At 63.4% G+C, this 26,740-nt stretch carries 23 protein-coding genes; 14 read left to right on the top strand and 9 right to left on the bottom strand.

The window, feature by feature from the left end; genetic code table 11:
- Window positions 1-193: 193 nt before the first annotated feature.
- On the top strand, window positions 194-1,540 hold the full coding sequence (locus WS61_RS30745) for an MFS transporter (RefSeq protein WP_059506207.1): 1,347 nt from the start codon (window positions 194-196) through the stop codon (window positions 1,538-1,540).
- A 169-nt stretch (window positions 1,541-1,709) separates the two neighbouring features.
- Here WS61_RS30745 and WS61_RS30740 read toward each other — a convergent pair whose 3' ends face one another.
- Entirely contained in the window at window positions 1,710-2,873 is a 1,164-nt protein-coding gene (locus WS61_RS30740; RefSeq protein WP_059506206.1) for a pyridoxal phosphate-dependent aminotransferase, read from the bottom strand.
- Between the two features lie 53 nt (window positions 2,874-2,926).
- Between WS61_RS30740 and WS61_RS30735 the strand changes: the two genes are divergently transcribed.
- The 6 genes from WS61_RS30735 to WS61_RS30720 all read left to right on the top strand — a co-directional run bounded on the left by WS61_RS30735 (window position 2,927) and on the right by WS61_RS30720 (window position 8,533).
- Window positions 2,927-3,577: a GntR family transcriptional regulator gene (locus WS61_RS30735; RefSeq protein WP_257127384.1), complete on the top strand. Its 651-nt coding sequence runs from the start codon at window positions 2,927-2,929 to the stop codon at window positions 3,575-3,577.
- 217 nt (window positions 3,578-3,794) lie between these two features.
- Complete coding sequence (locus tag WS61_RS30730) at window positions 3,795-4,622, top strand: class I SAM-dependent methyltransferase (protein WP_059506202.1); 828 nt, start codon at window positions 3,795-3,797, stop codon at window positions 4,620-4,622.
- Between the two features lie 442 nt (window positions 4,623-5,064).
- A complete protein-coding gene (locus WS61_RS30725) occupies window positions 5,065-5,676 on the top strand; it encodes an ATP phosphoribosyltransferase regulatory subunit (protein WP_059506311.1) in 612 nt (203 codons plus the stop codon).
- Window positions 5,677-5,916: 240 nt separating this feature from the next.
- Window positions 5,917-6,492, top strand: a complete 576-nt coding sequence (locus WS61_RS34525; protein WP_095211875.1) for a GNAT family N-acetyltransferase — start codon at window positions 5,917-5,919, stop codon at window positions 6,490-6,492.
- A 451-nt stretch (window positions 6,493-6,943) separates the two neighbouring features.
- Window positions 6,944-7,168, top strand: a complete 225-nt coding sequence (locus WS61_RS35095) for a hypothetical protein (RefSeq protein WP_157692796.1) — start codon at window positions 6,944-6,946, stop codon at window positions 7,166-7,168.
- A gap of 354 nt (window positions 7,169-7,522) precedes the next feature.
- Window positions 7,523-8,533 carry a hypothetical protein gene (locus tag WS61_RS30720; RefSeq protein ID WP_059506200.1) on the top strand — a complete coding sequence of 337 codons (1,011 nt, stop codon included), beginning with the start codon at window positions 7,523-7,525 and terminating at the stop codon, window positions 8,531-8,533.
- Window positions 8,534-8,727: 194 nt separating this feature from the next.
- Here WS61_RS30720 and WS61_RS30715 read toward each other — a convergent pair whose 3' ends face one another.
- The 3 genes from WS61_RS30715 to WS61_RS30705 all read right to left on the bottom strand — a co-directional run bounded on the left by WS61_RS30715 (window position 8,728) and on the right by WS61_RS30705 (window position 12,211).
- Window positions 8,728-9,969 carry a transporter gene (locus WS61_RS30715; RefSeq protein WP_095211873.1) on the bottom strand — a complete coding sequence of 414 codons (1,242 nt, stop codon included), beginning with the start codon at window positions 9,967-9,969 and terminating at the stop codon, window positions 8,728-8,730.
- Window positions 9,970-9,972: 3 nt separating this feature from the next.
- Window positions 9,973-11,070: a DNA glycosylase AlkZ-like family protein gene (locus WS61_RS34515; RefSeq protein WP_095211872.1), complete on the bottom strand. Its 1,098-nt coding sequence runs from the start codon at window positions 11,068-11,070 to the stop codon at window positions 9,973-9,975.
- An 88-nt stretch (window positions 11,071-11,158) separates the two neighbouring features.
- On the bottom strand, window positions 11,159-12,211 hold the full coding sequence (locus WS61_RS30705; protein ID WP_059506194.1) for a YncE family protein: 1,053 nt from the start codon (window positions 12,209-12,211) through the stop codon (window positions 11,159-11,161).
- Window positions 12,212-12,467: 256 nt separating this feature from the next.
- Between WS61_RS30705 and WS61_RS35090 the strand changes: the two genes are divergently transcribed.
- On the top strand, window positions 12,468-12,752 hold the full coding sequence (locus tag WS61_RS35090; protein ID WP_157692795.1) for a hypothetical protein: 285 nt from the start codon (window positions 12,468-12,470) through the stop codon (window positions 12,750-12,752).
- A 347-nt stretch (window positions 12,753-13,099) separates the two neighbouring features.
- Window positions 13,100-13,690, top strand: a complete 591-nt coding sequence (locus WS61_RS30700) for a DUF4396 domain-containing protein (RefSeq protein WP_257127383.1) — start codon at window positions 13,100-13,102, stop codon at window positions 13,688-13,690.
- A gap of 306 nt (window positions 13,691-13,996) precedes the next feature.
- Here the strand turns inward: WS61_RS30700 and WS61_RS30695 are convergent, their stop codons facing one another.
- From WS61_RS30695 to WS61_RS30675, 5 genes are all read right to left on the bottom strand, one after another.
- Window positions 13,997-15,469 carry an NAD-dependent succinate-semialdehyde dehydrogenase gene (locus WS61_RS30695; RefSeq protein ID WP_059506191.1) on the bottom strand — a complete coding sequence of 491 codons (1,473 nt, stop codon included), beginning with the start codon at window positions 15,467-15,469 and terminating at the stop codon, window positions 13,997-13,999.
- Window positions 15,470-15,578: 109 nt separating this feature from the next.
- Complete coding sequence (locus WS61_RS30690; RefSeq protein ID WP_006749694.1) at window positions 15,579-16,070, bottom strand: Lrp/AsnC family transcriptional regulator; 492 nt, start codon at window positions 16,068-16,070, stop codon at window positions 15,579-15,581.
- 85 nt (window positions 16,071-16,155) lie between these two features.
- Window positions 16,156-17,556: an aspartate aminotransferase family protein gene (locus WS61_RS30685; protein WP_059506189.1), complete on the bottom strand. Its 1,401-nt coding sequence runs from the start codon at window positions 17,554-17,556 to the stop codon at window positions 16,156-16,158.
- Between the two features lie 161 nt (window positions 17,557-17,717).
- Window positions 17,718-18,644 carry a glyoxylate/hydroxypyruvate reductase A gene (locus tag WS61_RS30680; RefSeq protein WP_059506187.1) on the bottom strand — a complete coding sequence of 309 codons (927 nt, stop codon included), beginning with the start codon at window positions 18,642-18,644 and terminating at the stop codon, window positions 17,718-17,720.
- 12 nt (window positions 18,645-18,656) lie between these two features.
- Entirely contained in the window at window positions 18,657-19,517 is an 861-nt protein-coding gene (locus tag WS61_RS30675; protein WP_059506186.1) for a GNAT family N-acetyltransferase, read from the bottom strand.
- A gap of 465 nt (window positions 19,518-19,982) precedes the next feature.
- On the opposite strand from WS61_RS30675, the gene WS61_RS30670 reads away from it, so the two are divergent.
- The 5 genes from WS61_RS30670 to WS61_RS30650 all read left to right on the top strand — a co-directional run bounded on the left by WS61_RS30670 (window position 19,983) and on the right by WS61_RS30650 (window position 26,562).
- A complete protein-coding gene (locus tag WS61_RS30670; protein WP_059506184.1) occupies window positions 19,983-20,651 on the top strand; it encodes a haloacid dehalogenase type II in 669 nt (222 codons plus the stop codon).
- A gap of 429 nt (window positions 20,652-21,080) precedes the next feature.
- Window positions 21,081-22,664, top strand: coding sequence for an ABC transporter substrate-binding protein (locus WS61_RS30665; RefSeq protein WP_059506182.1), 1,584 nt, complete (start codon window positions 21,081-21,083; stop codon window positions 22,662-22,664).
- A gap of 79 nt (window positions 22,665-22,743) precedes the next feature.
- Window positions 22,744-23,697 (top strand): ABC transporter permease, encoded by a 954-nt coding sequence (locus tag WS61_RS30660; protein ID WP_059506180.1) that lies wholly within the window; start codon window positions 22,744-22,746, stop codon window positions 23,695-23,697.
- Window positions 23,698-23,728: 31 nt separating this feature from the next.
- The gene (locus tag WS61_RS30655; protein ID WP_059506177.1) at window positions 23,729-24,688 is read left to right on the top strand and encodes an ABC transporter permease; all 960 of its coding nucleotides are present in this window, start codon (window positions 23,729-23,731) and stop codon (window positions 24,686-24,688) included.
- Window positions 24,688-26,562 (top strand): ABC transporter ATP-binding protein, encoded by a 1,875-nt coding sequence (locus WS61_RS30650; RefSeq protein WP_059506175.1) that lies wholly within the window; start codon window positions 24,688-24,690, stop codon window positions 26,560-26,562. The genes WS61_RS30655 and WS61_RS30650 overlap by 1 nt, the downstream gene beginning before the upstream one ends.
- Window positions 26,563-26,740: the final 178 nt, after the last annotated feature.

Genomic DNA, 26,740 nt, shown 5'->3' with positions numbered 1-26,740 from the left:
AACCACGCGTTCGGCGGCACTTGTACGCGCGTATCGCAGCGTGCTACCTTCAGTCTTTGTTACCGGTATCAACTTGCCGATCGCTCCCGTCGCCTCGTCGGCTTTTTTTTGCGACCGGATGTTATCGGTAACATCGATGCGCAAGGCGCACGCGACGGTACGAAGAAGACCTACACAATCAGGAGACAGACCGATGCCATCCATTACGCAGGCCGCTGCCGCACCGGCCGCGGCCGACTCGTCCGAAGACGCCCTTTACCGCAAGGTCATGCGGCGCATCCTGCCGTTGCTGCTGCTCTGCTACGTCGTGGCTTACCTGGACCGCGTCAACGTGGGCTTCGCGAAGCTGCAGATGCTGGACGACCTGAACCTGAGCGACGGCGTCTATGCGCTCGGCGCCAGCATCTTCTTCTGGGGCTATTTCCTGTTCGAGATGCCCAGCAACCTGCTGCTGCACCGCTACGGCGCACGCTTCTGGATCGCGCGGATCATGATCACGTGGGGCATCGTGTCGTCGTCGATGGCGTTCATCGTGCCGCTCGCGCAGTTCTTCCACGTGCAGACGACCACGATGTTCTACACGCTGCGCTTCCTGCTGGGGCTGTGCGAAGCGGGTTTTTTCCCGGGCGTCATCCTTTATATGAACTACTGGTTCCCGGCGCGCCGCCAGAGCGTGGCGATGTCGGGCTTTCTGGTCGCGATCCCGCTGAGCCTGACGCTCGGCAGCGTGGTGTCCGGCTGGCTGATGGAGCAGACGCACGGCCTGTCGGGCATGAGCGGCTGGCAATGGATGCTGCTGCTCGAAGGGCTGCCGTCGATCGTGGTGGCGTTCGTCGTGCTGGCCTGCCTCGGCGACGGCCCGCAGTCGGCGAAGTGGCTGTCCGCCGACGAAAAGGCGGTGCTGTCGCGCAACCTCGAATCCGAGGCCGCTCACAAGTCGCACAGCATCGGCGCCGCGCTGCGCAGCCCGCGCGTGTGGCTGCTCACCTTCATCCTGCTCACGTTCAATACCGGCTTCTACGGGCTGGCTTTCTGGCTGCCGTCGATCATTCGCGCGTCGGGCGTGCACAGCCCGCTGCACATCGGCGTGCTGACGGCCATTCCGTACCTGACGGCGATCTTCGCGATGGTGTGGAACGCGTCGCACTCGCGCAAGACCGGCGAACGCCGCCTGCATGCGGCGATTCCCGCGCTGATCGGCGGCGTCTTCCTGATCCTGAGCGCGGCGTTTGCGCAGAACGTGGCGCTGTCGATCGTATTCCTGACCATTGCCACGTGCGGCATTCTCGCGCTGATGCCGATCTACTGGACCTTCCCGGGGCAGATCCTGTCCGGTACGGCCGCGGCCGCCGGCATCGCGTTGATCAATTCGGTGGGCAACCTGTCCGGCTTCACGGGCTCGATGATCACCGGCGTCGCCAAGCAGATGACCGGCGACATCAACAACGGGACCTATGCGCTGGGCGCTTGTCTGCTGATCAGCTGCGTGCTGATCGTGTCGATTCCGCGCGATATTCTGCGGCCGCCGGCGGGGCGGTAGAGCGTTCGCGCGACGTTACGTCCGGCCGGGGCTGCGATATCGTGCCGCCCCGGCGCCGGATGCGTCACGCGACGTGGATTGATCTCTCGTTCGACCATCACGGACGGAATGCCGGATGCCTCCAACCGGCGAGGCCTTGCACGCGACTCGGCTTTCTCGTGGGCGGCCGTCAACCTTCCAGTGCGAAGCGCACCTTGTCCCCGAGCGTGCGTAACCGCTCGACCGGTTCATTCGAGAACACGAATCGGACGTACTGCTCGCCGTGTGCAACGCCCCATCCGGTCATGGCCGTCGCACACACGCCGTGGTTCAGCAACCGCTCCGACATCTGCGATCCGGTCAGGCCGAAATCGGACACGCGCAGCAGCATCGACCAGCCGCCCGCCGGCATGCCGAACGGGAGCCCCGACAGTTCGGCGGCGACGGTATCCCGCCGCCTCTCGAGTTCGCTCACGTAGCCAGGCAGATCGGATGCGGAATGCTCGAGCGCAACCGCCGCGGCCTCCTGAGCTATGCCGACCGGCACCACGACATTGGCGAGCGACACGGCCACAAGATCCGGAATCAGCCATTCCGGCGCGACGATCCAGCCGACTCGCCAGCCAATCATGCGCAGCTCCTTCGACGCGGCGCCCACCGTGACCGTACGCTCGGCCATGCCGGGCAGGCCGGCGGGATGGATGACCGTGCGTCCATCGAAGAGCAGCCGTTCCATCGCGCTGTCGAGGATCAGCAGCAGATCGTTCTGCACACACAAGCTCGCGATCAGTTGCCAGTCGGACGCATCGAAGAAGCCGCCCGACGGCATCGACGGAGACATCAGCAGCATGGCCCGCGTTTTCGGACCGATCGCTGCCCGCAGCGCGGCCCGGTCCAGCTTCCATTCGCCGCCCGGCGTGAAGGCGAACGGGACTTGCCGGGGCACACCGCCCGCAAGGCGGACGCGGTTCAGCAGACCCGCGTACGTCGGATCGGTGACGATGACTTCGTCGCCGGCCTCGACGGTGGCGAGCAGCGTATTCAGAATGCCGGAGAGTCCGCCCGCCGACACCACCACCTGGTCGGCCGTGAAGCGCTGCCCCGAAAGCGCCGACACGTGGGCGGCAGCGCTTGCGCGTAGCCGATCCTGGCCGACGAAGGGCAAATATGAATTGGCCGAGTCCCGCTGGATTGCGTCCCGGGTGAAGGCGAGCGCTTCCGAAGTGGGTGGGATGTCGGTATCGAGATTTTCGAGTCGCAGGAGGTCGACGTCGGCACGATCGGCGATCGAACCCATGCGATCGACGCCGATGCCGGCAATGTGCTGCAGACGCACAGGACGGTGGTGGCGCATCGAGCCTCCGATATTGTTACAATTTAATAGATAATATATGCATGGTGGTCGGCATGAAGGTTGAAGTCAAGGACGATCGCTCGCTGGCCGATCGGATCGCTGCCGCATTGGCGGACCGCATCATCTCGGGCGTCATCGCGCCGGGGGAGTGGCTGCGTCAGGACCACATCGCGGCAGAGTTCGGCGCGAGCCATGTGCCGGTGCGCGAGGCGTTCAGACGGCTGGAAGCGCAGGGGTTGGCGGTGGTGGAACCGCGACGAGGCGTGCGGGCGGCGCCGCTCGAGCCGGCGGACGTGCTTGAGATGGCAAAGATGCGTGCCGCTTTCGAGGCGCTGGCGCTGCGCGAGGCGATGCCCGCTCTCGACGCACGTGCGCTGGAGGAACTCGATGCGATCCTCGATCAGGAGGCGGCGGCGCGTGGCATAGCCGTGCTGGGTACGCTGAATCTGAGGTTTCATCGCGCATTGACCGCGCGGTGCGGGATGCCGCGGCTCGTCGCTGCGATTGGCGACATGCATCGGGCCAGCGCACGGCATTTGTATGCGACGTGGCAGCAACTGGACTGGCAGGATCGCTCGAACGACGAGCATCGGGATATCGTTCGTGCAATACGTGATGGGGATGTGGACGCAGCGTGTGCGGCTCTGTCCGCGCATATTCTGGCTGCGGGGGACGCGCTGGCTCAGGCGTTGTGCAGGCGGTAGGGAGGAAGGTCGAGCCGGGGGCGTCAAGCGGTCTCAAAGCCGGTTTCGGGAATGGCTCGCGTCTTCTGTGCGGGACGGTTATAGCTAAACGCGTCGGGCGGCATGCGGCCATTTTGGAACGTTCGACATCGTGGTCTGGTTCGTCGACAATCCGCCTGGAGTTCAGGCTCCAGAGTCACGAGTGCTCCCAACTAGCGAACAATCGAATGGCGCAAGAATGACCTCGTATGCAGAAATATATTTGAAAGATTTTCACCGCCGCCGGGCAGGAGCAACGCGTCGAGCCTACGGTAATCGACCTGCACGATCTGCGCAGGCAGCATATCCCTCTTCCTATCACGCACTGGCGAATCGTGTACCGAATGAAGCGATGTCGCGGACTGTGCTCGATCTGGCATGTGGTGATGGGCCATTGCTGCAAATTCTGAACGACAGGGGACACGCAGCAACGAAGCTAATTGGCATAGACATCAGCGATGGCGAGTTAAGCGTGGCCCGGGGATTATTGCCGCACGAAATACGGTTGCTCAACGAGCGTGCACAAGAAATGTCGCTCGATAGCGGCTCGGTAGACTACGTGCTGTCGCACATGGCTCTCATGTTGATGGACGATATCGAACAAGTTGTTCGAGAGATTCGCCGGGTATTGTGTAACGGCGGCAGCTTTTCTGCTATCGTCGGGCGGAGCTTTTTGACTGGCAAGGTCGGCGAAGTCTTTTTGGACATCTTCAAGCCAATCGCGAAGGCTCAGCTCACGGAGCTGCGACTCGGTGACGCGCGCACACGCAGTGAAGCGGGTTGGCAAGAACTACTAAAGTCCGATTTTGTTGATGTGGCTTTTGAAGACATCGAAATCGACTGGACGCCTACACCCGAGCAGCTGTGGTTGGACATGCTGGATACCTACGATGCCGATCGGATGTCGGAAGCGGCGCGCGCGCAGTTCAAAAGTGAACTGTTGTCGGCGTTCGCGCCCATGCAAAGCGAAGACGGTACGTTGCAAACTGGATGGAGCCTGCGTCTTGTTCAGGCCACTGCCGCCTAGAGGCGAGCTTGAAGGACGGCTCAGGGTAGCACCGAGCCAGTCGCCTGTAGATGCTCGCGCGGCCAGCGATACAAAACGCATGATTCTGTTGTTGGCCAGAACCGGTCGGTCGGCAACAGAGGATAGACTGTCGACGATCTTTAGCCACGTGACTCGTTTGGGTCCTTGAGATCACGTCGGGGCCTCCGAGGCATGTGGATCGGTTCACTAATCAAAATTAATGTGCCAATATGGACCGTATGGAACTCCGTAACGTCCCGAACCAATCTCATCATTCTCACGGTCGTCACTCGATGCGCCGTGGTTCGTTACGTCCATAGCAGGACATCCGGGATTGCAGTTTCCCCTTCCTGTACAAACGACCAAGGCGCCTACGGCGCCTTTTTTATTTTTTACCCCGAGGAGACTCTCATGACCATGATTCGCGGAACACGCTTCATTGTTGGCAAGGAAGCTGCACAAATTCGCGCTTTGGAGACCCAATTCCGGAGCTATCTTCATTAACGCTGGAGCGGAGGAGGCGATTGTCCCGGCGTTGTGGTCGCAAGATACATTCATTCAAAAAGCAGGGGGTAGCGAGATCATCGGCCAGATGTGGGCCTTTCCCGATAAGAAGGGACGCGCTTGCTGCCTGATTCCTGAGGCAACGGCGCTGTTCCAGGAGCGATGCAGCGAGCTGCTGGGCCGACAACGGGAACGGATGTTGTTTTATATCGCTCGATGCTACCGCTATGAACGACCTCAAGCCGGTCGCTACCGCGAATTCACCCAACTAGGATTTGAGTATCTATGCCCCAACCCGGAATCCGCCCTCAAACGCAGTCGGGAGGTGGCGCTCGGCTTTTTCGATTCACTCGGCCTTCGCTATGAAATCGACGATTCGGCCCGCAGAGGCCTCAGCTACTATCTGAACGGTCGGGGCTTCGAAATACGCTGTACCGAACTCGGCGCACAACAGCAAGTCGTTGGTGGCGGTGCCTATCAGGAGGGAGCCGGTTTCGGCATCGGCGCTGAACGACTATTGTTAGCGATGACCACCCAGGGACTTGCGTAGTGAGGTCCAATGCCGACGCGGCTTGCGGCCCGGGACAGTCGCAGGCTCCATATCGCTGGCTACACGTAGTAAAGTGATGGCACGAACGTCGGCTTTCCGCAATCGCGACTATCCCTTGTGGGTCGGATACAGCCCACCGCTTCGGGTTGAATCCGCAGCCAACACCGGACATTGGATCGGCGGGACTGAATCGACGACAATCTATTGAAACCAAGTGAAACATCGACATAGGGGGCGCATGTGCCCATCAATGGAAGCGAAACGGAACGCACGTTTCCAACACTGACAACTTCCCGGTTGTCACTGCGGGAGCTTTTGCCCAGCGACGTACCGTCGCTGTTCGCGGTGCATGGCGACGCTGAGGGTACGCGCTGGTTCGGTACCGATCCGATGACCGATATAGGAGAGGCCGACAAGTTGATTCGGGCATTTGCCGACTGGCGGCGCAGTGGCTCTGGCGTCCGCTGGGCCGTCGAGAGACTTTCGGACGGCCTGTTCCTTGGTACGTGCGGCCTTTTCCGATGGAATCGAAATTGGCGAAGCTGCGCCGTTGGCTATGAGCTAGCTACGTTTGCTCGTGGCAAGGGATACATGAACGAAGCGCTTTCGGCCGCGATCGATTACGGTTTCGACATGATGCAGATAAACCGCATCGAAGCCCAGGTTCACCCTCAGAACGCATCCTCTATACAAGTGCTGGAGACACTAGGCTTTGTCCGTGAAGGGTATCAACGTCAAGCGGGGTACTGGCGTGGTGCCTATCACGATCTCCTGCAGTTTTCGTTGTTGCGTTCTGATTGCCTACGTCGTGGCTAACGAGCGGGTCAATGCCTTCGGCTGCGAAAATAATCCCTGGTTTCACCACTACGATCGTCTGCGCGAGTTCATGCTTTGCACGACGCATGGCCTTGACAGCGGCACGAATCGTAATCAGAGCATCGCGGGCGCATTGAGAATCGTTTGAAAGCTTTGAGTAATGTGGCATTCTTGGTGAGTACGGGACCCATATGTTCACACCGGAATTTGTAAACGAAGAATTAAGCCAGTTTGTCCTGGTAGCCAACCATAGCTTGGAATCGGCAGAGGCCGCTTGTCTAAGCATCGAGTACAACCGAGCGCGCATCGTGCACGGTCGACCGCACCTGCCGTCGGGTCCCTGGAAATGTCAACTTGTCTATGATGTTCGGGGTCAATCGGTGAGCGAAGTGACGATTGACCAAGTCAGGGCAGCGCTCTACGACGTAGCTACCGTGGAGTTCAAGCGCTGATGGGCATTCAAGTCATAGTTGCCGCTGGGAGTCGAGCAGAGGTGGTTGAGAAATTGGGAAATGCGGCTCCATTCGCGGAGATCTTTCCATTGTCGGAAGGCAATTTCGGCATTTCCATCCCGTTCAAAGTTGTCGACGATATTGGCGAACAGGTCGTGCTCGGCCGCATCTCGGCTCTCAAGTATTTTGATCTCTGGGCGGGCGAGTGGAAGCCATCGCGTTAGATGCCTACGCCCGCTTGCGAAAGAACAGCAATAGCTCGTAAGCCACATCTCGAGGCGTCGCTTTCGGGTACCAAAACGGACGTCGGCATTCTTGTTATTGAACGGCAGCAACGGGTGGCGGATTCAACCGAACGCGTGGGGCTGCATGCGGTCAAAAAGCGTCTTCCCCCGGCCCATCTGGGAACGACCGCTAATGAACGTGGACCAGCCCTCAACGCGATCGCGGCGAAATATTCTCGTCCGGTTGTATCAAGCTTCCCCGATCTCATGCCGTTATTTTTAGCTTGGGCACATGCTTTCTTACCTGCGTAGTGTGGCGCAACTTGCATGGCCATATCAACAAGAGGAGAGGGAATGTTTTCACTACTGGAGGCGAAAACGGAAGTTGCCACGGCACAGCGCAAGCTGGAAACCACGTTCCTGCGTGACTTTCCTCGAAGGGCTGTCAAAAACATTGGCTATCCAGGTGGGACGACCTTCGATGCCAAGGTGTTCAACAATGGGCGCTATTGGTTTTGGTCCGCCGACCACAATGACGCGAACGCGCCAAACCCTCGGCGCCTGAATTGGTTTGGTCTCTTCGAGGAGGACGGGGGCCTTCAAATCTCCGTCGAGATCAATACTGCATATGAAAGTCGTAATGATCAAGTCGCCGGCTTCTTCGCCCGTGACAATGACACGGGGACGGTCTACCTGCTGCACTCGGGTCGCGTCGGCGGTGGTACAAAGGGCGTTAGCAAATCATCACTTCTCGCGTGGAGCAATCAACCCCTGATTGAGGTCGTGGATTCTTCCGGCGGCATCCGAGACGGCGTGCTTGTGATGCCGGTCGAAGGCTTGGGTGCAAGTAGGTCTGCCATCCGTTACATCGATACCATTGCGCGTTTCAAACAGGCTGTGCGGGACGGCGATATTGACTCCCCCGAGTTCCAGCGCAAACAGCGGGAACTGGAAGACTTCTACGCTGAGGCACGGGGGCGGCGTAAGGGACGGCGGTCGAGCAAGATCGACTACGTCTCGCGTCACGGTGAAGTGGTCGATGCACTGTACGAGTGGCGAACTTCTAGCCCAATGCCTAAGCGGGCCCGACTCGTAAAGAACGTTCTCATCGACTTGGGCGTCGCTGTAGGGCGTCGGTTGGTAGAGGTCTTCGAAGTCAAAACCACAACGGCACGCCAAGATGTCTATTCGGCCATTGGGCAACTGATGGTCCACGGGACTGTCGATGACTGCCGGAGAGTGATGGTGCTTCCCCACAGGGAGCCCATCGCCAATGATCTCTATGAGGCGCTGCAACGCCTAGACATTGAGCTACTGCGGTTTAGCCTGGACGAAGAGAAAGCGGTGATTATGGACGCCTCCTGATACACAATTACGTCCGCTGTTGGCCGTTGACGTTTAGTAGAAACGTAGCGTCATACAGTCAGGCGGTCTACCACGCGTTAGCCGGTCCGTCTTTATGCTGCAATGGACAGCTTGGCCGCAAGGTGAGATTGATTACTAGAAAGCTCGAACGCACGAGATCCGACTATGAGCATACCCGCAACCGTTGTCCCAGCCTATTCGTGCAGTGCTTCTTCGACAGGCTGGTCACCTGACTTTGAAATCATCGCGCCGACGAATGATGCCACTATCGGCACGAAAACCGAACAGGCGAACGCCGTGCGAAACTGGCCGTGCTGGATGATCGCCCCGGCGAGAAGCGAACCAAGTCCCGATCCGATATTGTACGCAGCGCCAATCGATGCGTTCGCCTCGTTAAAGTGCCGCTTGCCGAACGTCAAGGGCACGCGAACGTATGCCGCGATAAACATGGGCGTCATAACCAGGCCGCTGACGAGCGCGACACATCCCGCAATCGTTGCTGATGTCGTTAGCAGCATGGGCACTGTGCAAAGACCTACGAAAGCGGGCATCGTAAAATAAAGTCTTGATGCCGTCGAATCCGAAATTTTTGCCTTGCCGTAGACCAGACCGCCGACGAGCCCGCCAGCCGAACTGAGCGATGCGAATATCCCGGTCAACGATGTAGTGTAGTGAGCACTGGACCAGGCGGCATAGGCGATAGTCCCAATTCCCATAGTGAGGGCGAAGGCGAACATTGGAATTGCGATAGACAGCCCTGGACGGGTGAAGATGACAGGCGCTTTCATTTTCGCGAGATTTGAACTCGTGCTGCGCACTCCGTGCTTTTCATCAAACAGAGCATCGACGCCCGCGATTTTGCCAAACCAGAACAGCAAAAACGTCCCCGCGCCGATTGAGCAGCAGGCCAACAGAATCGCCCAGTCGGGTCCTGCGAAAAACCAGATGACCGACACCATGAGCGGGGTCAGCATGTAAATGCCTTCTTCGAGCAATGAATCCAACGCATGCAGCGCCTTGCGTTGCGCCTCGTCAGGAGCGACCCGCGACCAGATCGACCGGAGGACGACGCTGTTTATTGGAGTGAGGCTCGCGCCGACCGATACGATAGCAGCGCCCGCTAGTTTGATTTGCGAATAGTGGATGACTGCGAAGCCGGTTGCGATCAGAACAATCGACGCGATTGAAAAGAAAGGGAGCGTTCGCCTCGCACCGTGACGGTCGATATAACGCCCGCGCCAAGGGGCGGTTATTGACGTAACGAACATAAAACACACGGCCACGACGCCTGCTGCAAGGTAGGATGCGCCCTGCACGAACAAAGCGGCAAGTCCGAAGGGCAGTAGACCGGACGTAAGGCGTCCGACCGATACCGCCAGAAGAAGCCCCGCAAATCCGCGTTTCGCCAGAAGTGCGCGATAGGATGTGTTGCTCATTTATCATTCCGCTGAGAGGGCCGTGAACAGCGTAGCTTCGCTCCACTCGTTCAAAGTCTGAAATGCCAGATCAATGATGGTGGGGTCTAGCTGCATATCGAACTCGCATGCTTCAATCGAAACGTGATGCTTTTTGCGGCGGGGCGCGATGCGGCCTACTATTTCATTGCCGCACAGAACTGGCATAAAATAGTGACCAAAAACGCGCTCATCAGCTTTTTTGTACGCTTCGAACTTGTACGTTTTGCCGAAGAGCCTTTGCAGTCGTGGCCGATACCAGACGAGCGAATCAAAGGGCGAGAGCGGGGCAACGCAATCATCCAGTTTTGTCCCGACTAGCGATTCGGCGCGCCGTGAGAACCAGACAGGTTCGCTCCATCCTTCAACGATGCCGCGTGGACAACCGGTCGCGGTCAGCGCGCGCTCAACCACTTCCTTGCGCAAACGGAAATAGTCTGCAATGTCATCCAAAGTTGCGATGCCTAGCGCGTTGATTGCCGCGCCGACGAGGTATTCAAAGCATTCGTCATCTGATGGCTCAGCGCTTATCAATGGTTCGGGAATCACGTTTGTCGATAACGCATATTCGCGATAGCTTCCGTTGCGAGTTGTCGAAACGGCTTCACCAGTCCACAACAACCATTCGGCTGCAATTCGCCATAGCGACGAACGATTCCATCCGGTGCCGGTGCCCTTGGCAAAATCCTTCACGGTTATTGTGCGGCGTTCCTGTAGCAGCGCGCGGACGCAACGGATCGCTTCATCATCAACTTCGGGGCCGCGCCATCCTTTCGAAAGCATCCGCCGACGACTGAATGCGAACCACGGCCAGAAGGACGCAGGCAGCAGTGCCATTGCGTGCGCAGGATACGCGAATACCTGTATGGATGAGCGCGACGTTATAAGCGATTTGGCCTCTACGAGCGGTACGCCACGTGATAAACAGACGATTTCGTGCGATTCTCGTACCGCCTTCAATGGGTCGATCTGCAAGCAACATACTTGTGAGTAGACCTGCTCCAGGGTCGGACGATTAAGCCCGAAACCCTGACTTGAGACGGCGATTGTCCGTGCCTCATCGAGTGAAAATGCTACTGCCACTTGTCTTGTAGTTCCTTTTATGGCGGTTGCCGGAGAGCGGCATAAACAGGCGCAGGCGTTGTATCGACCGCCTGTGCCTGTCAGGGCGTCACGCGGAGACAGCCAGATCGCTAGTTATGTCGATACGACCGACCGCTTTTTCCGGGTCGAACATAGATACGCTGCAAGGGCCGTGGCCGACGCGAACCTGTTTGTAGATATCGTTCGGAACCGCAGCCGTTAAATCGACGCCGTTCAGATCAACGAATGTCACCGAATGCGGAATCAGCTTCATGGTTGACGGCATCGGAGCACTGCCACCGCTGCGCGAAAAATTGGAAATGACAAGCACGTCGCGATCTTGAATGATACCTCGCGGCGCGGAGCCGACCTGTATGTATCGGATGACGGACATACTGTCCAGTGAAATCGCAACGACCGCGTTCGTGCGCTCCAAGGTGACAAACGCTTTTGTGCCGTCTGCGGAAAAAGCGACAGCGCGCGCACCGCAGGCACCCTCGTCGCAATCGACGGAAATCCGGTGAGCTACTTCATCGGATTCCAGATCGATAACGGGAATATGATCCGTCGCGTTACATGCGACGAAGGCAAAACGCCCGCTCGCATCGATGTTCAAACTATACGGATTGGAGTTTTCGCCAAGGCTGATAGACGCTACCTGACGAATGCCGTCCACGTTGCCGCTTTCGAGACTTGAAATGTCAAGTTTCGCAATATGTCCACCGCCCCAAATGCTGACGTAGGCCGATTTGCCGTCCTTTGTAATCGCCATGTGCCTCGGATCGGCACCTACCGGGATTTGCGCGACTTCCTTACGCGCATTCAGATCGACCACCGACACCGTGTCGGAGCCCGAGTTGGACACCAGGACAAAACGCTCACCCGGTACGATTCCCATACCTCGCGGACCAAGACCGACCGTGATACGACCTACTTCCTTGTGCTCGAACGCATCGAGTTCGGAAATGGTGTTGCCGCTCGTATTTGAGACGAAACCACGTCCGTTTTTCGTGAATTTCACAGAGCCACGCGGCGCATTGCCGACGCGGATTTGCTTGATGACTTCGTAGCCGGTTCCTTCCTGGCGGATGACCGAAATAGTTCCTTGATCGGTATCTGTGGAATAGTATTCGACGCTCATGAATGATCTTCCTTTTTAAGTTTGAAAGATAAACAGCGGACGACTGGACGGCAGAAAATTTGTTCTCGATTGGCCTCGGTTTATTGAAGGCAATAGATATCCCTCAGTCGTGTTTCGGACCGGTCTTTGATTGCTCGCGTAAGAAATTTGCTGCCGTGGTCGTAGGCGACTAGACAGCGGAATCAATCGTATTAAGAAAAAAAATTAAACGCAATCGAAAAAAGTTTGATCGCGTCCGAGCGTCGATTGCACTACTATGACGCTCGCCGTCAAGCCGTCAATCGTGCGTTCACAGACCGCTGTACCGCGTGCAAAAGCCGCAGGGCAAGCAGTTGCCGCGTTCGCTCAAGCGCACCCCGCACCGAAAAATGGTCGCGTTAGGTTCCCGAAGCTGGAACGCTCGTGCTCGGTGAAGGGAAAGGATGGCAAGGAAATTGGGACGATCATTGTGAGCGTCGCTGATGCCGTGTTTTGCGCTGACAACTCTGAGCATGAGGAGGTCGCGAAGGTAACCGACGACAGGCCTTCAGTGACGCTTTAGTAGTGCCCGGCCATGTCGCCCCTTGCCTGCCACCCGAGCGTCCGCTTATGAGAAAGTCAGATGACCGTTCAGGGTCGGCTACAGCCGACCACGTCCGACAGCAGTCGGCCAAGAGACGACACTCGGCCAAGCGAATCGGCCGCCCTAACGACGGAAAACTTCCCCCTGTGAACGGAACGTGCCTTGCTGCGTGTCTGGCATTTGACTCGCCAGCAGGAATATCGATGATTTACGGAGCCTTTCCACCTTGGCTGCATACGCTATCGGCTACCTGGATCATTTTGGGTGCGGTCTGTGCCGTTGCAATCGTCGCTGACGAAGTTCGGCATCCTCAGAAGATGTGGATCATGAACGTCGTCTGGCCCCTGACGGCGTTGTTCGGGACGGTCTTATGGGTTGCCGCCTACTACGTGTGGGGACGGAATGTCGCTGACGCGGGACACGACGCCGACGAACAGCCGTTCGTCGCGATGGTGATGAAGGGTACGAGTCACTGCGGCGCGGGCTGTACGCTCGGAGACATCATTGTCGAGTGGTCGGCTTTTGCCTTCCCCGCCTTGGCAATCTGGTTCGGTTGGCACACGGTATTTAATGAAAAAACGTTTGCCGTCTGGATCCCCGATTTCATCGCCGCCTTTCTGTTCGGCATCGTTTTTCAGTACTTCACGATCAAACCGATGCGCGGGCTTTCGGTAGGTGCAGGTTTGATTGCGGCCGTCAGAGCCGATATCGCGTCGATTACTGCCTGGCAGGTAGGCATGTACGGCTTTATGGCCATCATCCAGTTCCTGTGGTTCAAGCCGGCTTACGGGGGTATCGCGAAAGTTGCGAGCCCCGAATTCTGGTTCGCCATGCAGCTCGCGATGCTGGCAGGGTTCGCCACCAGCTATCCCGTTAACTGGTGGCTGATCAATTCGGGTATGAAGGAAAAAATGTAATGGCCTTGACCGCCAGCACGGCGAACGCGACCCGTGGCGCGACATCTTCGGCAGCGGAGCGGAATGCATGGCGAGCGGGGCGGTGGACGAAGCGTCCGCCGACGATGCGCACACAAATTCCGGTGGGCAATGCGTTTTTACCCGGGGTAGCGAATGCGGGGCCGCCGCGCGCGACGGGACGGCGCGTCGGGCACGCATGATTCGGCATGACGCCCGCGCCGCCCGCTTCGCGGCGCCCGCACCCGCAAGGACAGGCCGGCGGGTGCGGAAAGCGCAACGGGAAATCGAACGTGCGGTGACGCCGGTTCAGTCGAGCCCGCCCTGACACAGATACTTGATCGACAGATAATCGTCGAGCCCATAGCGCGAGCCTTCGCGACCATAGCCCGATTCCTTCACGCCGCCGAACGGCGCGGCCTCGCTCGCGAGCGCGCCTTCGTTGATCCCGACGATGCCAGTCTCCAGCCGCGCCGACACGCGCGCGATGCGCCGCACGTCCTGCGTGTAGAAATACGCGGCGAGCCCGAACGGCGTGTCGTTCGCGGCGTCGACGGCTTCTTCCTCGGACGCGAAGCGAAACAGCGCGGCGACCGGGCCGAAGGTTTCCTCGCAGGTCAGCTGCATGTCGCGAGTGGCGTCGGCGAGCACCGTCGGCGCGTAATAGTTCGCGCCGAGTTCGCTCAGGCGCTTGCCGCCCGTCAGCACGCGTGCGCCGCGCTCGACGGCGTCGCCGACGTGACGCGCGATCTTGTCGACCGCACGCGCGTTGATCATCGGGCCGATCTGCGCGGCCGGGTCGGTCGCCGGCGCGACCTTCAGCGCGGCGACGCGCGCGGCGAGCTTCGCGGCGAACGCGTCGTAGACGCCGGCCTGCACGTACACGCGATTCGGCGACACGCACGTCTGCCCGCCGTTGCGGAACTTGGCGGCCATCAGCCCGTCGACCGCGGCATCGAGCTCGGCGTCGTCGAACACGATGAACGGCGCATTGCCGCCGAGTTCGAGCGACAGCTTCTTCAACGTCGCCGCCGATTCGCGCGCGAGCAGCTTGCCGACGGACGTCGAGCCGGTGAACGTGATCTTGCGCACGCGGCTGTCGGCGAGCCAGTCGGCCGCGGCGTCGATGCCGCGTTCGCGCGACGCGGTAATCAGGTTCAGCACGCCGGGCGGCACGCCGGCTTCCTGCGCGAGAAACGCGAGCGCGAGCGCGGTCAGCGGCGTGTCCTCAGCCGGCTTCGCCACGACCGTGCAGCCGGCCGCGAGCGCGGGCGCGATCTTGCGCGCGATCATCGCGAGCGGGAAATTCCACGGCGTGATCGCGGCGACGATGCCGATCGGCTCCTTCACCGCGCTCAGCCGCTTGCCGCGCTGCTGCTGCGGGATCAGGTCGCCGTACGTGCGCGTCGCTTCCTCCGCGAACCACAGCACGTACGACGCGCCGTACGCGACTTCGCCGCGCGCTTCGGCAAGCGGCTTGCCTTGTTCGCGCGAGATCAGCTTCGCCAGATCGTCGGTGTGCGCGACGATCGCCGCATGCCATGCACGCAGGATCGCGGCGCGTTCGCGCGCGGGCGTCGCGCGCCACGCGGGCAGCGCGCGTGCCGCGGCGTCGGTCGCCGCGCGGGCGTCGGCCGTGCCGCTGTCGGGTGCGTGGGCAACGGTCTCCAGCGTGGCCGGATCGGTGACGGCGAAGCGGCGGCCGTCGAGCGCATCGCGCCAGGCGCCGTCGATCAGGTTGGCGGTGCGAACGAGTTCGGTTCGGGACAGCGTAAGCGGCATGACAGTTCCTTGAATGAAGCGATTCGGCGACGCTGGCGGCGCGCGGCGGGCGCGACCCCGCCCACGCGGACAGCCGGCTGCCGCGTGACGGAGCGACGCACGCCGGTTGTCAGTGACGTTCGCCGAACAGCGATTCGAGCGGGTAGTGCCGTTTGACGAACGGCGACTTGATGATCACGTAACTGAAATACTTCTCGATGCCGATGTTCTGCTCGAGCAGCCCTTCGACGATCGTCTGGTAATGGCTCACGCTGCGCGTGATGAACTTCAGCAGATAGTCGTAGCCGCCGCTCGCGAGGTGGCATTCGACGATCTCGTCGACGTTGCGGATCGCCGCGACGAAGCGGTCGAAATCCTCGCGCCGATGGTCGGCCAGCGTGACCTCGGTAAACACGACCTGCACGTCGCCGAGTTTCTCGAGCTGGATGTGCGCGCCGTAGCCGCCGATGTAGCCGGCCTTCTCGAGCCGCTTCACGCGGATCAGGCATGGACTGGGCGACAGCCCGACCGCATCGGCCAACTCGACGTTGGTCATGCGGCCGCGCTTCTGCAACTGGGAGAGGATGCGCAGGTCGATGCGATCCAGCTTGCTGTCCGTCATGTTCACGTGAAAGGGCAAAAATGGAATGTCCGGTTACTTTAGAGTCGAACGATGGCGGCCACAAGCCCGGCTTTCCCTTGGCCTGTCAGGCCGGCTGCGCGTGCGCGGCGTCGAGCGCGCGCTGCACGCCCGCGTCGGCCAGCACGTCGTCGAGCGTCTTGCGCACGCGTTCGAACAGCAGGTCGAACTCGCCCGCGGTGAAGCTCAGTGCCGGCGCGAAGCCGAGCACGCCGTCGCCGAACGCGCGAAACACCACGCCGTTCGCGTACGCGGCGGCCGCGATCTTGTCCGGCACGTTCAGCGCCGCGTCGAAGCGCGTCTTGCGGGCCTTGTCGGTCACGAGTTCGAGTGCGCCGAGCAGGCCGACCGAGCGTGCGTCGCCGACGAGCGGATGCGCGCGCAGCGCGTCGAGCCCCGCGGCGAAGCGCGGCGCCATCGCCAGGCCGTTCGCGAGCAGCCCGCCTTCGTGATAGAGCTTCAGCACCTCGAGGCCGATCGCCGCGCTGACCGGGTGCGCGGAATACGTATGGCCGTGGCCAACCACGGGCGAATCGGCGCGCTCGCCCGCGATCCCTTCGTAGATTTCGTCGGACATCAGCACCGCGCCCATCGGCGCATAGCCGGCGGTCAGGCCCTTCGCGACGGTCATCAGGTCCGGGTCGACCTGTTCGGCCTCGCATGCGAACAGCGGGCCCGTGCGGCCGAAGCCGGTGATCACCTCGTCGGCGACGAACAGGATGCCGAGGCGCCGGCACGCGTCGCGCATCGCCTTCAGCCAGCCGGCCGGCGGCACGATCACGCCGCCGGAACCCTGCACCGGTTCGCAGAAGAATGCGGCGACGTTGTCCGCGCCGAGTTCGGCGACCTTCGCTTCGAGCGCGGCGACCGACGCGGCGATCAGCGCCTGCGGATCGTCGCCGAGCGGATGGCGGTATGGGTACGGCGACGGAATATGGTGCTGGTCTGCGCGCGGCAGGTCGAAGTGGCGGTGGAACGCCGGCAGCGCGGTGAGGCCGGCGCCGATCGACGACGAGCCGTGATAACCGCGCTCCAGCGCGATCATCTGCTTCTTCGACGGGCGGCCGGTCGCGTTGAAATAATGCGTGATGAAACGCACCGCCGAGTCGATCGCATCCGAGCCGCCGAGCGTGAAGTACACGCGGTTCAGCGACGGCGGCGCGAGCGCGGCGAGGCGTTCGGCGAGTTCGATCGCCGGCTGCGAGCCGAAATGGAAATAACCGGTCGCGTAGGGCAGCTTCGCCATCTGGTCGGCGGCGGCTTTCACGATGCTGTCGCGGCCGTAGCCGACGTTCACGCACCACAGGCCCGAGAACGCGTCGAGCAGCGTGTGGCCCGCGGCGTCGCGCAGGAACACGCCGTCCGCGGATTCCAGCACGGTGACGCCGCGCGCCTCGTGCGCACGGTAGTTGACGACGGGATGGATCAGGTGTTGACGATCGGCTTCGATCAGCGCGGCTTGGTTCATGGGAAGGCAGGACTCTCGTCAGGTGTCAGCGGTGAGTTCATGCTACCGGGCGAGAAATTCGACCGTGTCTTCAATTTGCGGCCCGAAACGTATGCGCGCGGCGTTTGTGCGGGGCGCTTCGGCATTTTCTGCTGCGCGCCCGACAGGGCCGGGCGTGCCCGTCAGTAGCCGCGCGCGCGATCGACGACGCCGATCATCGGCTGGCCCGCGCGATGGCGAGCGAGGTTCGCGAGCACGGCGTCGACCGCGGTGTCGGGCCGCGTCGCGCTGGCGATGTGCGGCGTGATGCGAATGCGCGGATGCGTCCAGAACGGATGGCCGGCCGGCAGCGGTTCGGGATCCGTCACGTCGAGGATCGCGCTGTCGACGCGGCCGCTCGCGAGCGCCGCGAGCAGTGCGGCTTCATCGAGTTGCGGCCCGCGCCCGACCTGCACGAGCGACGCGCCGGCCGGCAGCGCGTCGAACACGCGCGCGCCGAGCAGCCCGCGCGTGCTGTCGGTGAGCGGCAGCAGGCAGATCAGGATGTCGGTGCGGGCGAGAAACGCATCGAGCGCCGCATCGCCTGCATAGCAGTCGACGCCGTCGAGCGTGCGCGGCGTGCGGCTCCAGCCGGCGCACGGGAAACCGAAGCGCCGCAGCGTGTCGAGCACAGCCTGGCCGAGCGTGCCGAGCCCGAGCACGCCGACGCGTCGCGACGCGGCCGCGCGCACGGGATGCTCGCGCCACACCTGGTCGCGCTGCTGGGCCGCATAGTCGAACAGGTCGCGATGGATCGTCAGTACGGCCTGCGTCACGTATTCGACCATCCCTTCGACGATACCTGGTTCGATCATCCGCACGACGGGGACGTGCGGCGGCACGCGCGACAGGTCGAACTGGTCGATGCCGGCGCCGACCGAGAACACGACTTCGAGATTCGGCAGCAGCGCGACCGGATCGTCCGGCGGCTGCCATGCGGCGAGATAGCGGACGGCTTCGGCGTCGCCGAGGTCCGGCCAGATCCGGAACGGCAGGTCCGGCGCCTGTTGCGCGAAGCGCGCCGCCCACTGCGCGCCGCGCACCGGGTCGGCCTTGTAGAGAAAGCTCATCGTGCGCTCCGCTCAGCCGAGCGCCTGGTTCACGATCGCGAACGCGCGCAGCGCCGGGTTGCGTTCGGGCGTCGCGCCGCGCGCCATCGCGACGACGGTGTCGACGCGCGGCAGCCCGAGCCCCTGCAGCCAGTCGGACAGCCCGCTGTCGCCCGGTACGTCGAGCCGCACGAACATGCCTTCGTGCAGCGCGAGCCAGTGGCTGATCAGCGCTTGCGCGCGCAGCGCATCCGGCGCGATCACCGGGCCGATCACGTGGCCGCGGCCGAACCGGCGGAACAGCGCGAAGCCGAGCAGCTCGCCGTCGCGATCGAGCGCGATCCCGTTCGCGACGTCGAGCAGCGCCTCGATCACCGCGCCGCGTTCGTAGCCGGCCGCGCGCGACGCGAGCGCGGCGAGGCGCGGCCCGTCGTTGGTGCCGAGCGGGCGCAGGCGCTCACCCGGCGCGAGCGAGATCAGCGGCGGCTGGAACGCGGCGCCCTGGTGCTGGTCGATCGTGCCGATCGCCTCGAAGCCGAATTTCGCGTACAGCGGCTCGCCCGCCGGCGTCGCATGCAGAAAAATGGTCCGCGTGCCGAGGCTGTCGACGACGCGGGTCATCAGCTCGCGCCCGATGCCGCAGCCCTGGCGTTCGGGTGACACGATGACCATGCCGAGCGACGCGTGCGATTCGCCGAAGCGCCAGCCGAGCGCGGTACCGACGACGCCGGTTTCGTCTTCGGCGACGAAGCCGCTGCCGAGCTGGAACGCGAAGCGCCAGTCGTCGAGCCGGTGCGGCCACTTGACCGCCTCCGACAGTCGATGGGCGGCAGGCAGGTCGGATTCGGCGAACGGGCGATAGATGAGCGTGCGGGAAGGATTGAGGTCGGACACGCCGGACTCCGGATGGGTGGGAACGATCCGTTCACTCTGCCAGCGCGGTGGCGGCACGGATAGGACGATTCGCCTGTTTTCCGGCGGCGGCGGGCGTGCCCGCGAGATCGATGCAAACCGGCGCGATCGGCGCGAACGAACGCGCGGATCGTGCCGGCGCGGCACGTCGATCCGGTCACATGTGCTGTGGAATGCCACTACGATGAAGCACGCCACAGCCACAGCCGCCGCCTGCCGAAGCGCCGCACCGGCAGGCGAGCCCGCTGCGGTAACGAGGCGCCGCTCGGCCGGCCCCGCCGCGCCCGATCGCGCCGCAGATCGTGCTGCATGTGGCGGGCAACACGCGGCGATTCTGCGTTTTGAGCGGCGCGGAACGACGCGCGAACGACTTTTTGCCCTGATTCAATTTCGTTGAACCCAGCCATCCCCGGCCCTGCCGGGGCTTCACACCGACAGGACGTCACCATGATCCAGTTTGAACCGAAGTACATCACCTTCGACTGCTACGGCACGCTGACCCATTTCCGGATGGCCGAGACGGCGCGCGAAATCTATGCGGACCGGCTGTCGCCGGCCGCGATGGAGGCATTCGTGCGCGCGTTCGCCGCCTATCGGCTCGACGAGGTGCTCGGCGCGTGGAAGCCGTACCGCGACGTCGTGGTCAACGCGGTCCGCCGCACCTGCGCGCGGCTCGGCGTGAAGTTCGACGAAACCGAGGCCGAGCTCTTCTATCATGCGGTGCCGACCTGGGGCCCGCACCCGGACGTGCCGGCCGGGCTGTCGCGGCTGGCGTCGAAGTACAAGCTGGTGATCCTGTCGAACGCGATGGACGACCAGATCATGAGCAACGTCGACAAGCTCGGCGCGCCGTTCCACGCCGTGTTCACCGCGCAGCAGGCGCAATCGTACAAGCCGCGGATGCAGGGCTTCGAATACATGTTCGACAAGCTGGGCTGCAAGCCGGAGGACGTGCTGCACGTGTCGTCGAGCCTGCGCTACGACCTGATGACGGCCGAGGATCTCGGCATCAAGCACAAGGCGTTCGTGAACCGCGGCCACGAGCCGGGCACGCCGTTCTACAACTATTACGAAGTGTCGGACATCGGCCAGCTCGCGACGCAGCTCGGGCTGTAAGCGACGCGTTTCTCCGGCGCCGCGCCGCGCACACCTGCCGCCGCCTGTCGCGATTCCGGGGGAAATCCCGCGCAGGCGGCAGGCTGCCGGCGTCGCCACGTCGCGCAAGCCTGCGCGCATTCGCGCCGCGCGTTCGGCATGAGCGCGTCGAGGCCGGCGAACAATCCTCTGAACTTTCACGCGCGTCGGCATGCGGCCGGCACACGCCGGCGGTCCCCGGCGCATGCAGCAAATCATGCTGCGCAGGCTACCCAAAACGGTCGATTCGTATCGTGAGGGCGCCTCGAATCGGGACAACCGGCATTTTGGCGATGCTTAAATGAATTGCATGTGAACGACGTCGTACCCGCCACCAGCAAGCGGGCACGGCGGGATTGAACAACCACGCTGGACCCTTGGACCCACTTTCCACAGTCAGGAGCAGTTCGGATGAGCGACGATATCGACAATGGCGGCAAGGGCGGCTTCACGCGCCGCGACATGATGAAGGTCATGGCGGCGGGCGGCATGATGGCTGCCGGTGCCGGCGGACTGCTGACGACCCCAGGCTCGGCATTCGCCGCGCCCGCGCCGAAGCGCGGCGGCAAGATCCGGGTCGCGAACGAATCCGGCTCGACGGCCGATACGCTCGACCCGGCCAAGGGCTCGACGGGCGCGGACTACACGCGCTTCTTCATGTTCTACAGCGGCCTCACACAGCTCGACGCGAGCCTGACGCCGCAGATGAACCTCGCCGAGTCGCTGCAGACGACCGATGCGAAGACCTGGATCATCAAGCTGCGCAAGGGCGTCACGTTCCACGACGGCAAGCCGGTCGGCCCGGCCGACGTGGTGTATTCGTTGATGCGCCACAAGAACCCGGCCACCGCGTCGAAGGTCAAGCCGCTCGCCGAGCAGTTCGCCGACGCGAAGGCGACCGGCCCCGACGAAGTCACGCTGACGCTCGCGAGCGCGAACGCCGATCTGCCGGTGATCCTCGCGACGCCGCAGCTCGTGATCGTCAAGGACGGCACGACCGACTTCTCGGCCGGCATCGGCTGCGGCCCGTACAAGCTGAAATCGTTCAAGCCGGGCGTATCGACCGTCGGCGTGCGCAACGACAGCTACTTCAAGCCGGGCAGGCCGTATCTCGACGAGATCGAGCTGATCGGCATCAGCGACAGCGCCGCGCGCCTGAACGCGCTGCTGTCGGGCGACGTGCACCTGATCAACGCGATCGATCCGCGTTCGACGCAGCGGGTCTCGTCGACGCCGGGCTACGCGCTGAGGGAAACCAAGTCGGGCCTCTATACCGACCTGATCGCGCGCAGCGACAACCCGATCGTCGCGAATCCCGATTTCGTCGAAGGGATGAAGTACCTGTTCGATCGCGAGCAGATCCGCTCGGCGGTGTTTCGCGGCTACTCGGTGATCGGCAACGACCAGCCGATTCCGCCGGGCCATCGCTACTTCAACGCATCGCTGCCGCAGCGGCCGCACGACCCGGACAAGGCGAAATTCCTGTTCCAGAAAGCCGGTGCGCTCGGCGCCACGCTGCCGCCGCTCTATGCGACCTCCGACGCGAACGGGTCGATCGAAATGGCCGTGCTGCTGCAGCAGGCCGGCCAGAAGATCGGCCTGAACCTGCAGGTCAACCGCGCGTCGCCCGACGGCTACTGGTCGAACCACTGGATGAAGCACCCGCTCACCTTCGGCAACATCAACCCGCGCTCGAGCGCCGACGTGCTGTTCACGCAGTTCTTCAAGTCGGATGCGCCGTGGAACGAGTCGGGCTGGAAGAACGCGAAGTTCGACCAGTTGCTGCTCGCCGCGCGCTCGGAAACCGACGACGCGAAGCGCAAGCAGATGTACGGCGATATGCAGGTGATCGTGTCGCAGCAGGGCCGGGTCGGCATTCCGGCGTTCATCAGCTTCCTCGACGGATACGACAAGCGGCTCGCGGGCCTCGGTTCGATTCCGACCGGCGGGATGATGGGCTTCATGTTCGCCGAGAACGTGTGGTGGAACGCATGACGTTGTCGCTGGCCGCCGTCGCGCGGCCGGTGCGGGCCACCGCGCCGGCCACGCGCGTTTTTTTCGGGAGTCCCGCTCGATGAACCGAATTCTCATCGGACTGATCGGCCGGCGCATCGCGGTCACCGCGCTGACGCTGCTGATCGTGTCCGCGATCATCTTCACGATCACGAACCTGCTGCCGGGCGATGCCGCGCAGGCCGCGCTCGGCCAGTCGGCGACGCCGGAGACGGTCGCCGCGCTGCGCCAGCAGTTCGGTCTCGACATGCCGGCGCACGTGCGTTACGTGCACTGGCTCGCCGGGCTGTTGCACGGCGATTTCGGCCGGTCGCTGTCCGGCGACATGCCGGTGTCGGAGCTGATCGGCGGGCGCCTGCCGAAGTCGCTCGCGCTCGCGGCGATCACGACCGCCGTATCGGTGCCGATCGCGCTGCTGCTCGGGATCCTCGCGGCGGTCAAGCGCGAGTCGGCGATCGACCGCGTGATCAGCCTCGGCACGCTGTCGCTCGTCGCGACGCCGGAGTTCCTGATCGCGACGGTCGCCGTGCTCGTGTTCGCGGTGAAGCTGCGCTGGCTGTCCGCGCTGTCGTACGGCGGCCCGATCGACAGCCTGCACGATTTCCTGCGTGCGTATGCGATGCCGGTGCTGACGCTGTGCGCGGTCGTGATCGCGCAGATGGCGCGCATGACGCGCGCCGCGGTGATCGAGCAGTTGAGCGCGTCGTATGTCGAGATGGCCGTGCTCAAGGGCGCGAGCCCCGCGCGCGTCGTGCTGCGCCACGCGCTGCCGAACGCGATCGGCCCGATCGCCAACGCGATCGCGTTGAGCCTGTCGTATCTGCTCGGCGGCGTGATCGTCGTCGAGACGATCTTCAACTATCCGGGCCTCGCGAGCCTGATGGTCGACGCCGTCAGCAACCGCGATTTCCCGTTGGTCCAGGCGTGCACGCTGATCTTCTGCGTCGCTTACCTGACGCTCGTGCTGTTCGCCGACCTGTGCTCGATCGTGTCGAACCCGCGACTGCGGACCTGAGCGTCCCCGTCCACCTACCGAGATGCCGCCCATGCACCCGACCGAACCCGTTCATCGCAGCAGCGCGCTGCCGCCGTCAGGCGAGCCGCGCTCGCCGTGGGGAGGCGCGACGCCGCCCGCGGCGCCGTCCCCCGACCAGCCGCGCAAGCGCCGCGGCGCACGCATCGGACTGACCGCCGGCGGCCGCGTCGGCCTGTCGATGGCCGGCCTGATGCTGTTCGTCGCGGTGTTCGCGCCGCTGCTCGCACCGCACGACGTCGGCGCGATCGTCACGCCGGACGTGTTCGCGCCGTTCAGCGCGAAGCTGCCGTTCGGCTCCGACTTCCTCGGCCGCGACATGCTGAGCCGCATCCTGTACGGCACGCGGCTGACCGTGCTGCTCGCGCTGGCCGCGGTGCTGCTCGCCGCGGTGACCGGCACGACGCTCGGGCTGCTCGCGACCGTGTCGGGCCGCGCGGTCGACGAGACGATGAGCCGGCTGCTCGACGCGCTCACGTCGATTCCGTCGAAGATGTTCGCGCTGATGTTCGTCGCCGCGTTCGGCTCGTCGCTGCCGCTGCTGGTCCTCACCGCGGCGGTCAGCTACATGCCGGGCTCGTACCGGATCGCGCGCGCGCTGGCCGTCAACATCAGCACGCTCGAATTCGTGCAGGTGGCCAGGGCGCGCGGCGAAAGCGCGCTGTACATCGCGTGCGTCGAGATGCTGCCGAACATGATCCACCCGATGCTGGCGGACACCGGGCTGCGCTTCACGTTCGTCGTGCTGCTGCTGAGCGGCCTGAGCTTTCTCGGGCTCGGCGTGCAGCCGCCGTATGCGGACCTCGGCTCGCTCGTGCGCGAGAACATCGCGAGCCTCGGCGACGGCTCGGCCGTCGCGATCATGCCCGCGGTCGCGATCGCGATCCTGACGGTGGGCGTCAACCTGATGATCGACGGTCTGCCGCATCGCGGCCGCCGCAAGGGCGCGGCCGGCGCCGCCGGAGGACACTGATGCGACACGAATCGAATCCGCTCGTCGAGGTGCGCGGGCTGCGCGTGGTCGGTGGCCGGCCGGGCGGCGAGGAAACGACGATCGTCCACGGCGTCGACTTCGAGATCGGGCGCGGCGAGGTGCTCGCGCTGATCGGCGAATCGGGCTCCGGCAAGACGACGATCGCGCTGTCGCTGATGGGCCATGCGCGCGCCGGATGCCGGATCGCCGGCGGCACGGTGAAGCTCGACGGCACCGACGTATGTACGCTTTCGGCGCAAGCGCTGACCGCGCTGCGCGGCCGCAAGGTCGCGTATATCGCGCAGAGCGCGGCCGCCGCCTTCAATCCGTCGCGCACGATTCTCGACCAGGTGATCGAGAGCGCGCTGATCCACAAGACGATGACGAAGCGCGACGCGCAGGCGAAGGCGATCGAGCTGTTTCGCGCGCTCGCGCTGCCGGAGCCGGAGACGATCGGCAAGCGCTATCCGCACCAGGTATCGGGCGGCCAACTGCAGCGGCTGATGGCCGCGATGGCGCTGATCACCGATCCCGAGCTGGTGATCCTCGACGAGCCGACCACCGCGCTCGACGTGACCACGCAGATCGACGTGCTGCAGGCGTTCAAGAACGTGATCCGGCGCTACGGGATGAGTGCGGTGTACGTATCGCACGACCTGGCCGTGGTCGCGCAGATGGCCGACCGGATCGTCGTGCTGAGCGACGGCGTGATCCGCGAGGCGGGCGACACCGAACAGATCCTGCATGCGCCGACGCACCCGTACACGCAGAGCCTGATCGCGGCGGTCACGCCGAACGATGCCGAACGCGGCGCGCAGGCGCAAGCACCGGAGCCGGCCGCATCGGCGCCGCTGCTCGACGTGCGCGGCGCGATCGCGGGCTATGGCGGCCGCACCGCGAACGGCTGGCCCGCGAAGGTCATCCTGCATGAAGTCGACCTGCGCATCGGGCGCGGGCAGACGGTCGGCGTGATCGGCGAATCGGGCTCCGGCAAGACGACGCTCGCGAAGGTGATCGCGGGCCTCGTGCCGGCGACCGGCGGCGAGATCCTGCTCGACGGCGTGCCGCTCGCGCGCGATATCGGCAAGCGCACCAAGGAGCAGCATCGCCGCGTGCAGATCGTGTTCCAGAACGCCGATACCGCGCTCAACCCGGTGCATACCGTCGAGCGCACGCTCGCACGGCCGCTCGCGTTCTACCACGGGATCAAGGGCGCGCGTGCACGCCAGCGCGTCGCGGAGCTGCTCGAGCTCGTGCGGCTGCCGCCAGCGGTGGCGTCGCGGCGTACCGGCGAGCTGTCGGGCGGGCAGAAGCAGCGCGTGAACCTCGCGCGTGCGCTCGCGGCCGAGCCCGACCTGATCCTGTGCGACGAGGTCACGTCGGCGCTCGACACGGTGGTCGGCGCCGCGATCATCGAGCTGCTGCGCGACCTGCAGGCGAAGCTCGGCGTGTCGTACGTGTTCATCACGCACGACATCGCGAAGGTGCGCGCGATCAGCGACGACATCGTCGTGCTGTATGCGGGCCGCCGCGTGGAGACGGGCAGCCGCGACGCGCTATGCGCGCCGCCTTATCACCCGTATTCGCACTTGCTGGTGTCGTCCGCGCCGGAGTTGCGTTCGGGCTGGCTCGACGATGCGGCCGAGCGTTGTCACCGGCCGCTGGTGCCGATCGGCGAGCGCGAGAACGAGGCCGAGCTGTGTCCGTTCCTGTCGCGCTGCGCGATGCGCGTGGACGGCGTGTGCAACCGGACGGCCCCGTCGCTGCGCACGCTCGGCAACGGCGCGCAGGTGCTGTGCCATCGCAGCGAGGAAGATCTCGCGCGTTTCCAGGCGGAGCCGGTTTCCGCCGGCGTCACGCCGGTGCAGCTGTAGTACGCACCGCGCGAACCGTTCATCGCGCGGTGCGGTGGACGGCCCGCCGCATAGTCTGCTGCGACGGTCGCGCAAAACGGCAATTTGTACGCGTGCCGTGTGCGAATACGCGGCAACCGCGGTTTTTGCCAATGGTTAAATGATTCGCATTGAATGGTTGCCGTTCGTCGTTGCCGGC

The sequence above is a fragment of the Burkholderia sp. ABCPW 11 genome (assembly GCF_001523445.1).
Taxonomy (GTDB): domain Bacteria; phylum Pseudomonadota; class Gammaproteobacteria; order Burkholderiales; family Burkholderiaceae; genus Burkholderia.
This window is presented reverse-complemented; position numbering and strand designations above follow the sequence as displayed.

Excerpts from the sequence above, each read along its gene's own strand:
- WS61_RS30745 (WP_059506207.1), top strand. The coding sequence starts at position 194 with ATGCCATCCATTACGCAGGCCGCTGCCGCACCGGCCGCGGCCGACTCG.
- WS61_RS30740 (WP_059506206.1), bottom strand. The coding sequence starts at position 2,873 with ATGCGCCACCACCGTCCTGTGCGTCTGCAGCACATTGCCGGCATCGGC.
- WS61_RS30735 (WP_257127384.1), top strand. The coding sequence starts at position 2,927 with ATGAAGGTTGAAGTCAAGGACGATCGCTCGCTGGCCGATCGGATCGCT.
- WS61_RS30730 (WP_059506202.1), top strand. The coding sequence starts at position 3,795 with ATGACCTCGTATGCAGAAATATATTTGAAAGATTTTCACCGCCGCCGG.
- WS61_RS35095 (WP_157692796.1), top strand. The coding sequence starts at position 6,944 with ATGGGCATTCAAGTCATAGTTGCCGCTGGGAGTCGAGCAGAGGTGGTT.
- WS61_RS30720 (WP_059506200.1), top strand. The coding sequence starts at position 7,523 with ATGTTTTCACTACTGGAGGCGAAAACGGAAGTTGCCACGGCACAGCGC.
- WS61_RS30715 (WP_095211873.1), bottom strand. The coding sequence starts at position 9,969 with ATGAGCAACACATCCTATCGCGCACTTCTGGCGAAACGCGGATTTGCG.
- WS61_RS30705 (WP_059506194.1), bottom strand. The coding sequence starts at position 12,211 with ATGAGCGTCGAATACTATTCCACAGATACCGATCAAGGAACTATTTCG.
- WS61_RS35090 (WP_157692795.1), top strand. The coding sequence starts at position 12,468 with ATGACGCTCGCCGTCAAGCCGTCAATCGTGCGTTCACAGACCGCTGTA.
- WS61_RS30700 (WP_257127383.1), top strand. The coding sequence starts at position 13,100 with ATGAACGTCGTCTGGCCCCTGACGGCGTTGTTCGGGACGGTCTTATGG.
- WS61_RS30695 (WP_059506191.1), bottom strand. The coding sequence starts at position 15,469 with ATGCCGCTTACGCTGTCCCGAACCGAACTCGTTCGCACCGCCAACCTG.
- WS61_RS30690 (WP_006749694.1), bottom strand. The coding sequence starts at position 16,070 with ATGACGGACAGCAAGCTGGATCGCATCGACCTGCGCATCCTCTCCCAG.
- WS61_RS30685 (WP_059506189.1), bottom strand. The coding sequence starts at position 17,556 with ATGAACCAAGCCGCGCTGATCGAAGCCGATCGTCAACACCTGATCCAT.
- WS61_RS30680 (WP_059506187.1), bottom strand. The coding sequence starts at position 18,644 with ATGAGCTTTCTCTACAAGGCCGACCCGGTGCGCGGCGCGCAGTGGGCG.
- WS61_RS30670 (WP_059506184.1), top strand. The coding sequence starts at position 19,983 with ATGATCCAGTTTGAACCGAAGTACATCACCTTCGACTGCTACGGCACG.
- WS61_RS30665 (WP_059506182.1), top strand. The coding sequence starts at position 21,081 with ATGAGCGACGATATCGACAATGGCGGCAAGGGCGGCTTCACGCGCCGC.
- WS61_RS30660 (WP_059506180.1), top strand. The coding sequence starts at position 22,744 with ATGAACCGAATTCTCATCGGACTGATCGGCCGGCGCATCGCGGTCACC.
- WS61_RS30655 (WP_059506177.1), top strand. The coding sequence starts at position 23,729 with ATGCACCCGACCGAACCCGTTCATCGCAGCAGCGCGCTGCCGCCGTCA.
- WS61_RS30650 (WP_059506175.1), top strand. The coding sequence starts at position 24,688 with ATGCGACACGAATCGAATCCGCTCGTCGAGGTGCGCGGGCTGCGCGTG.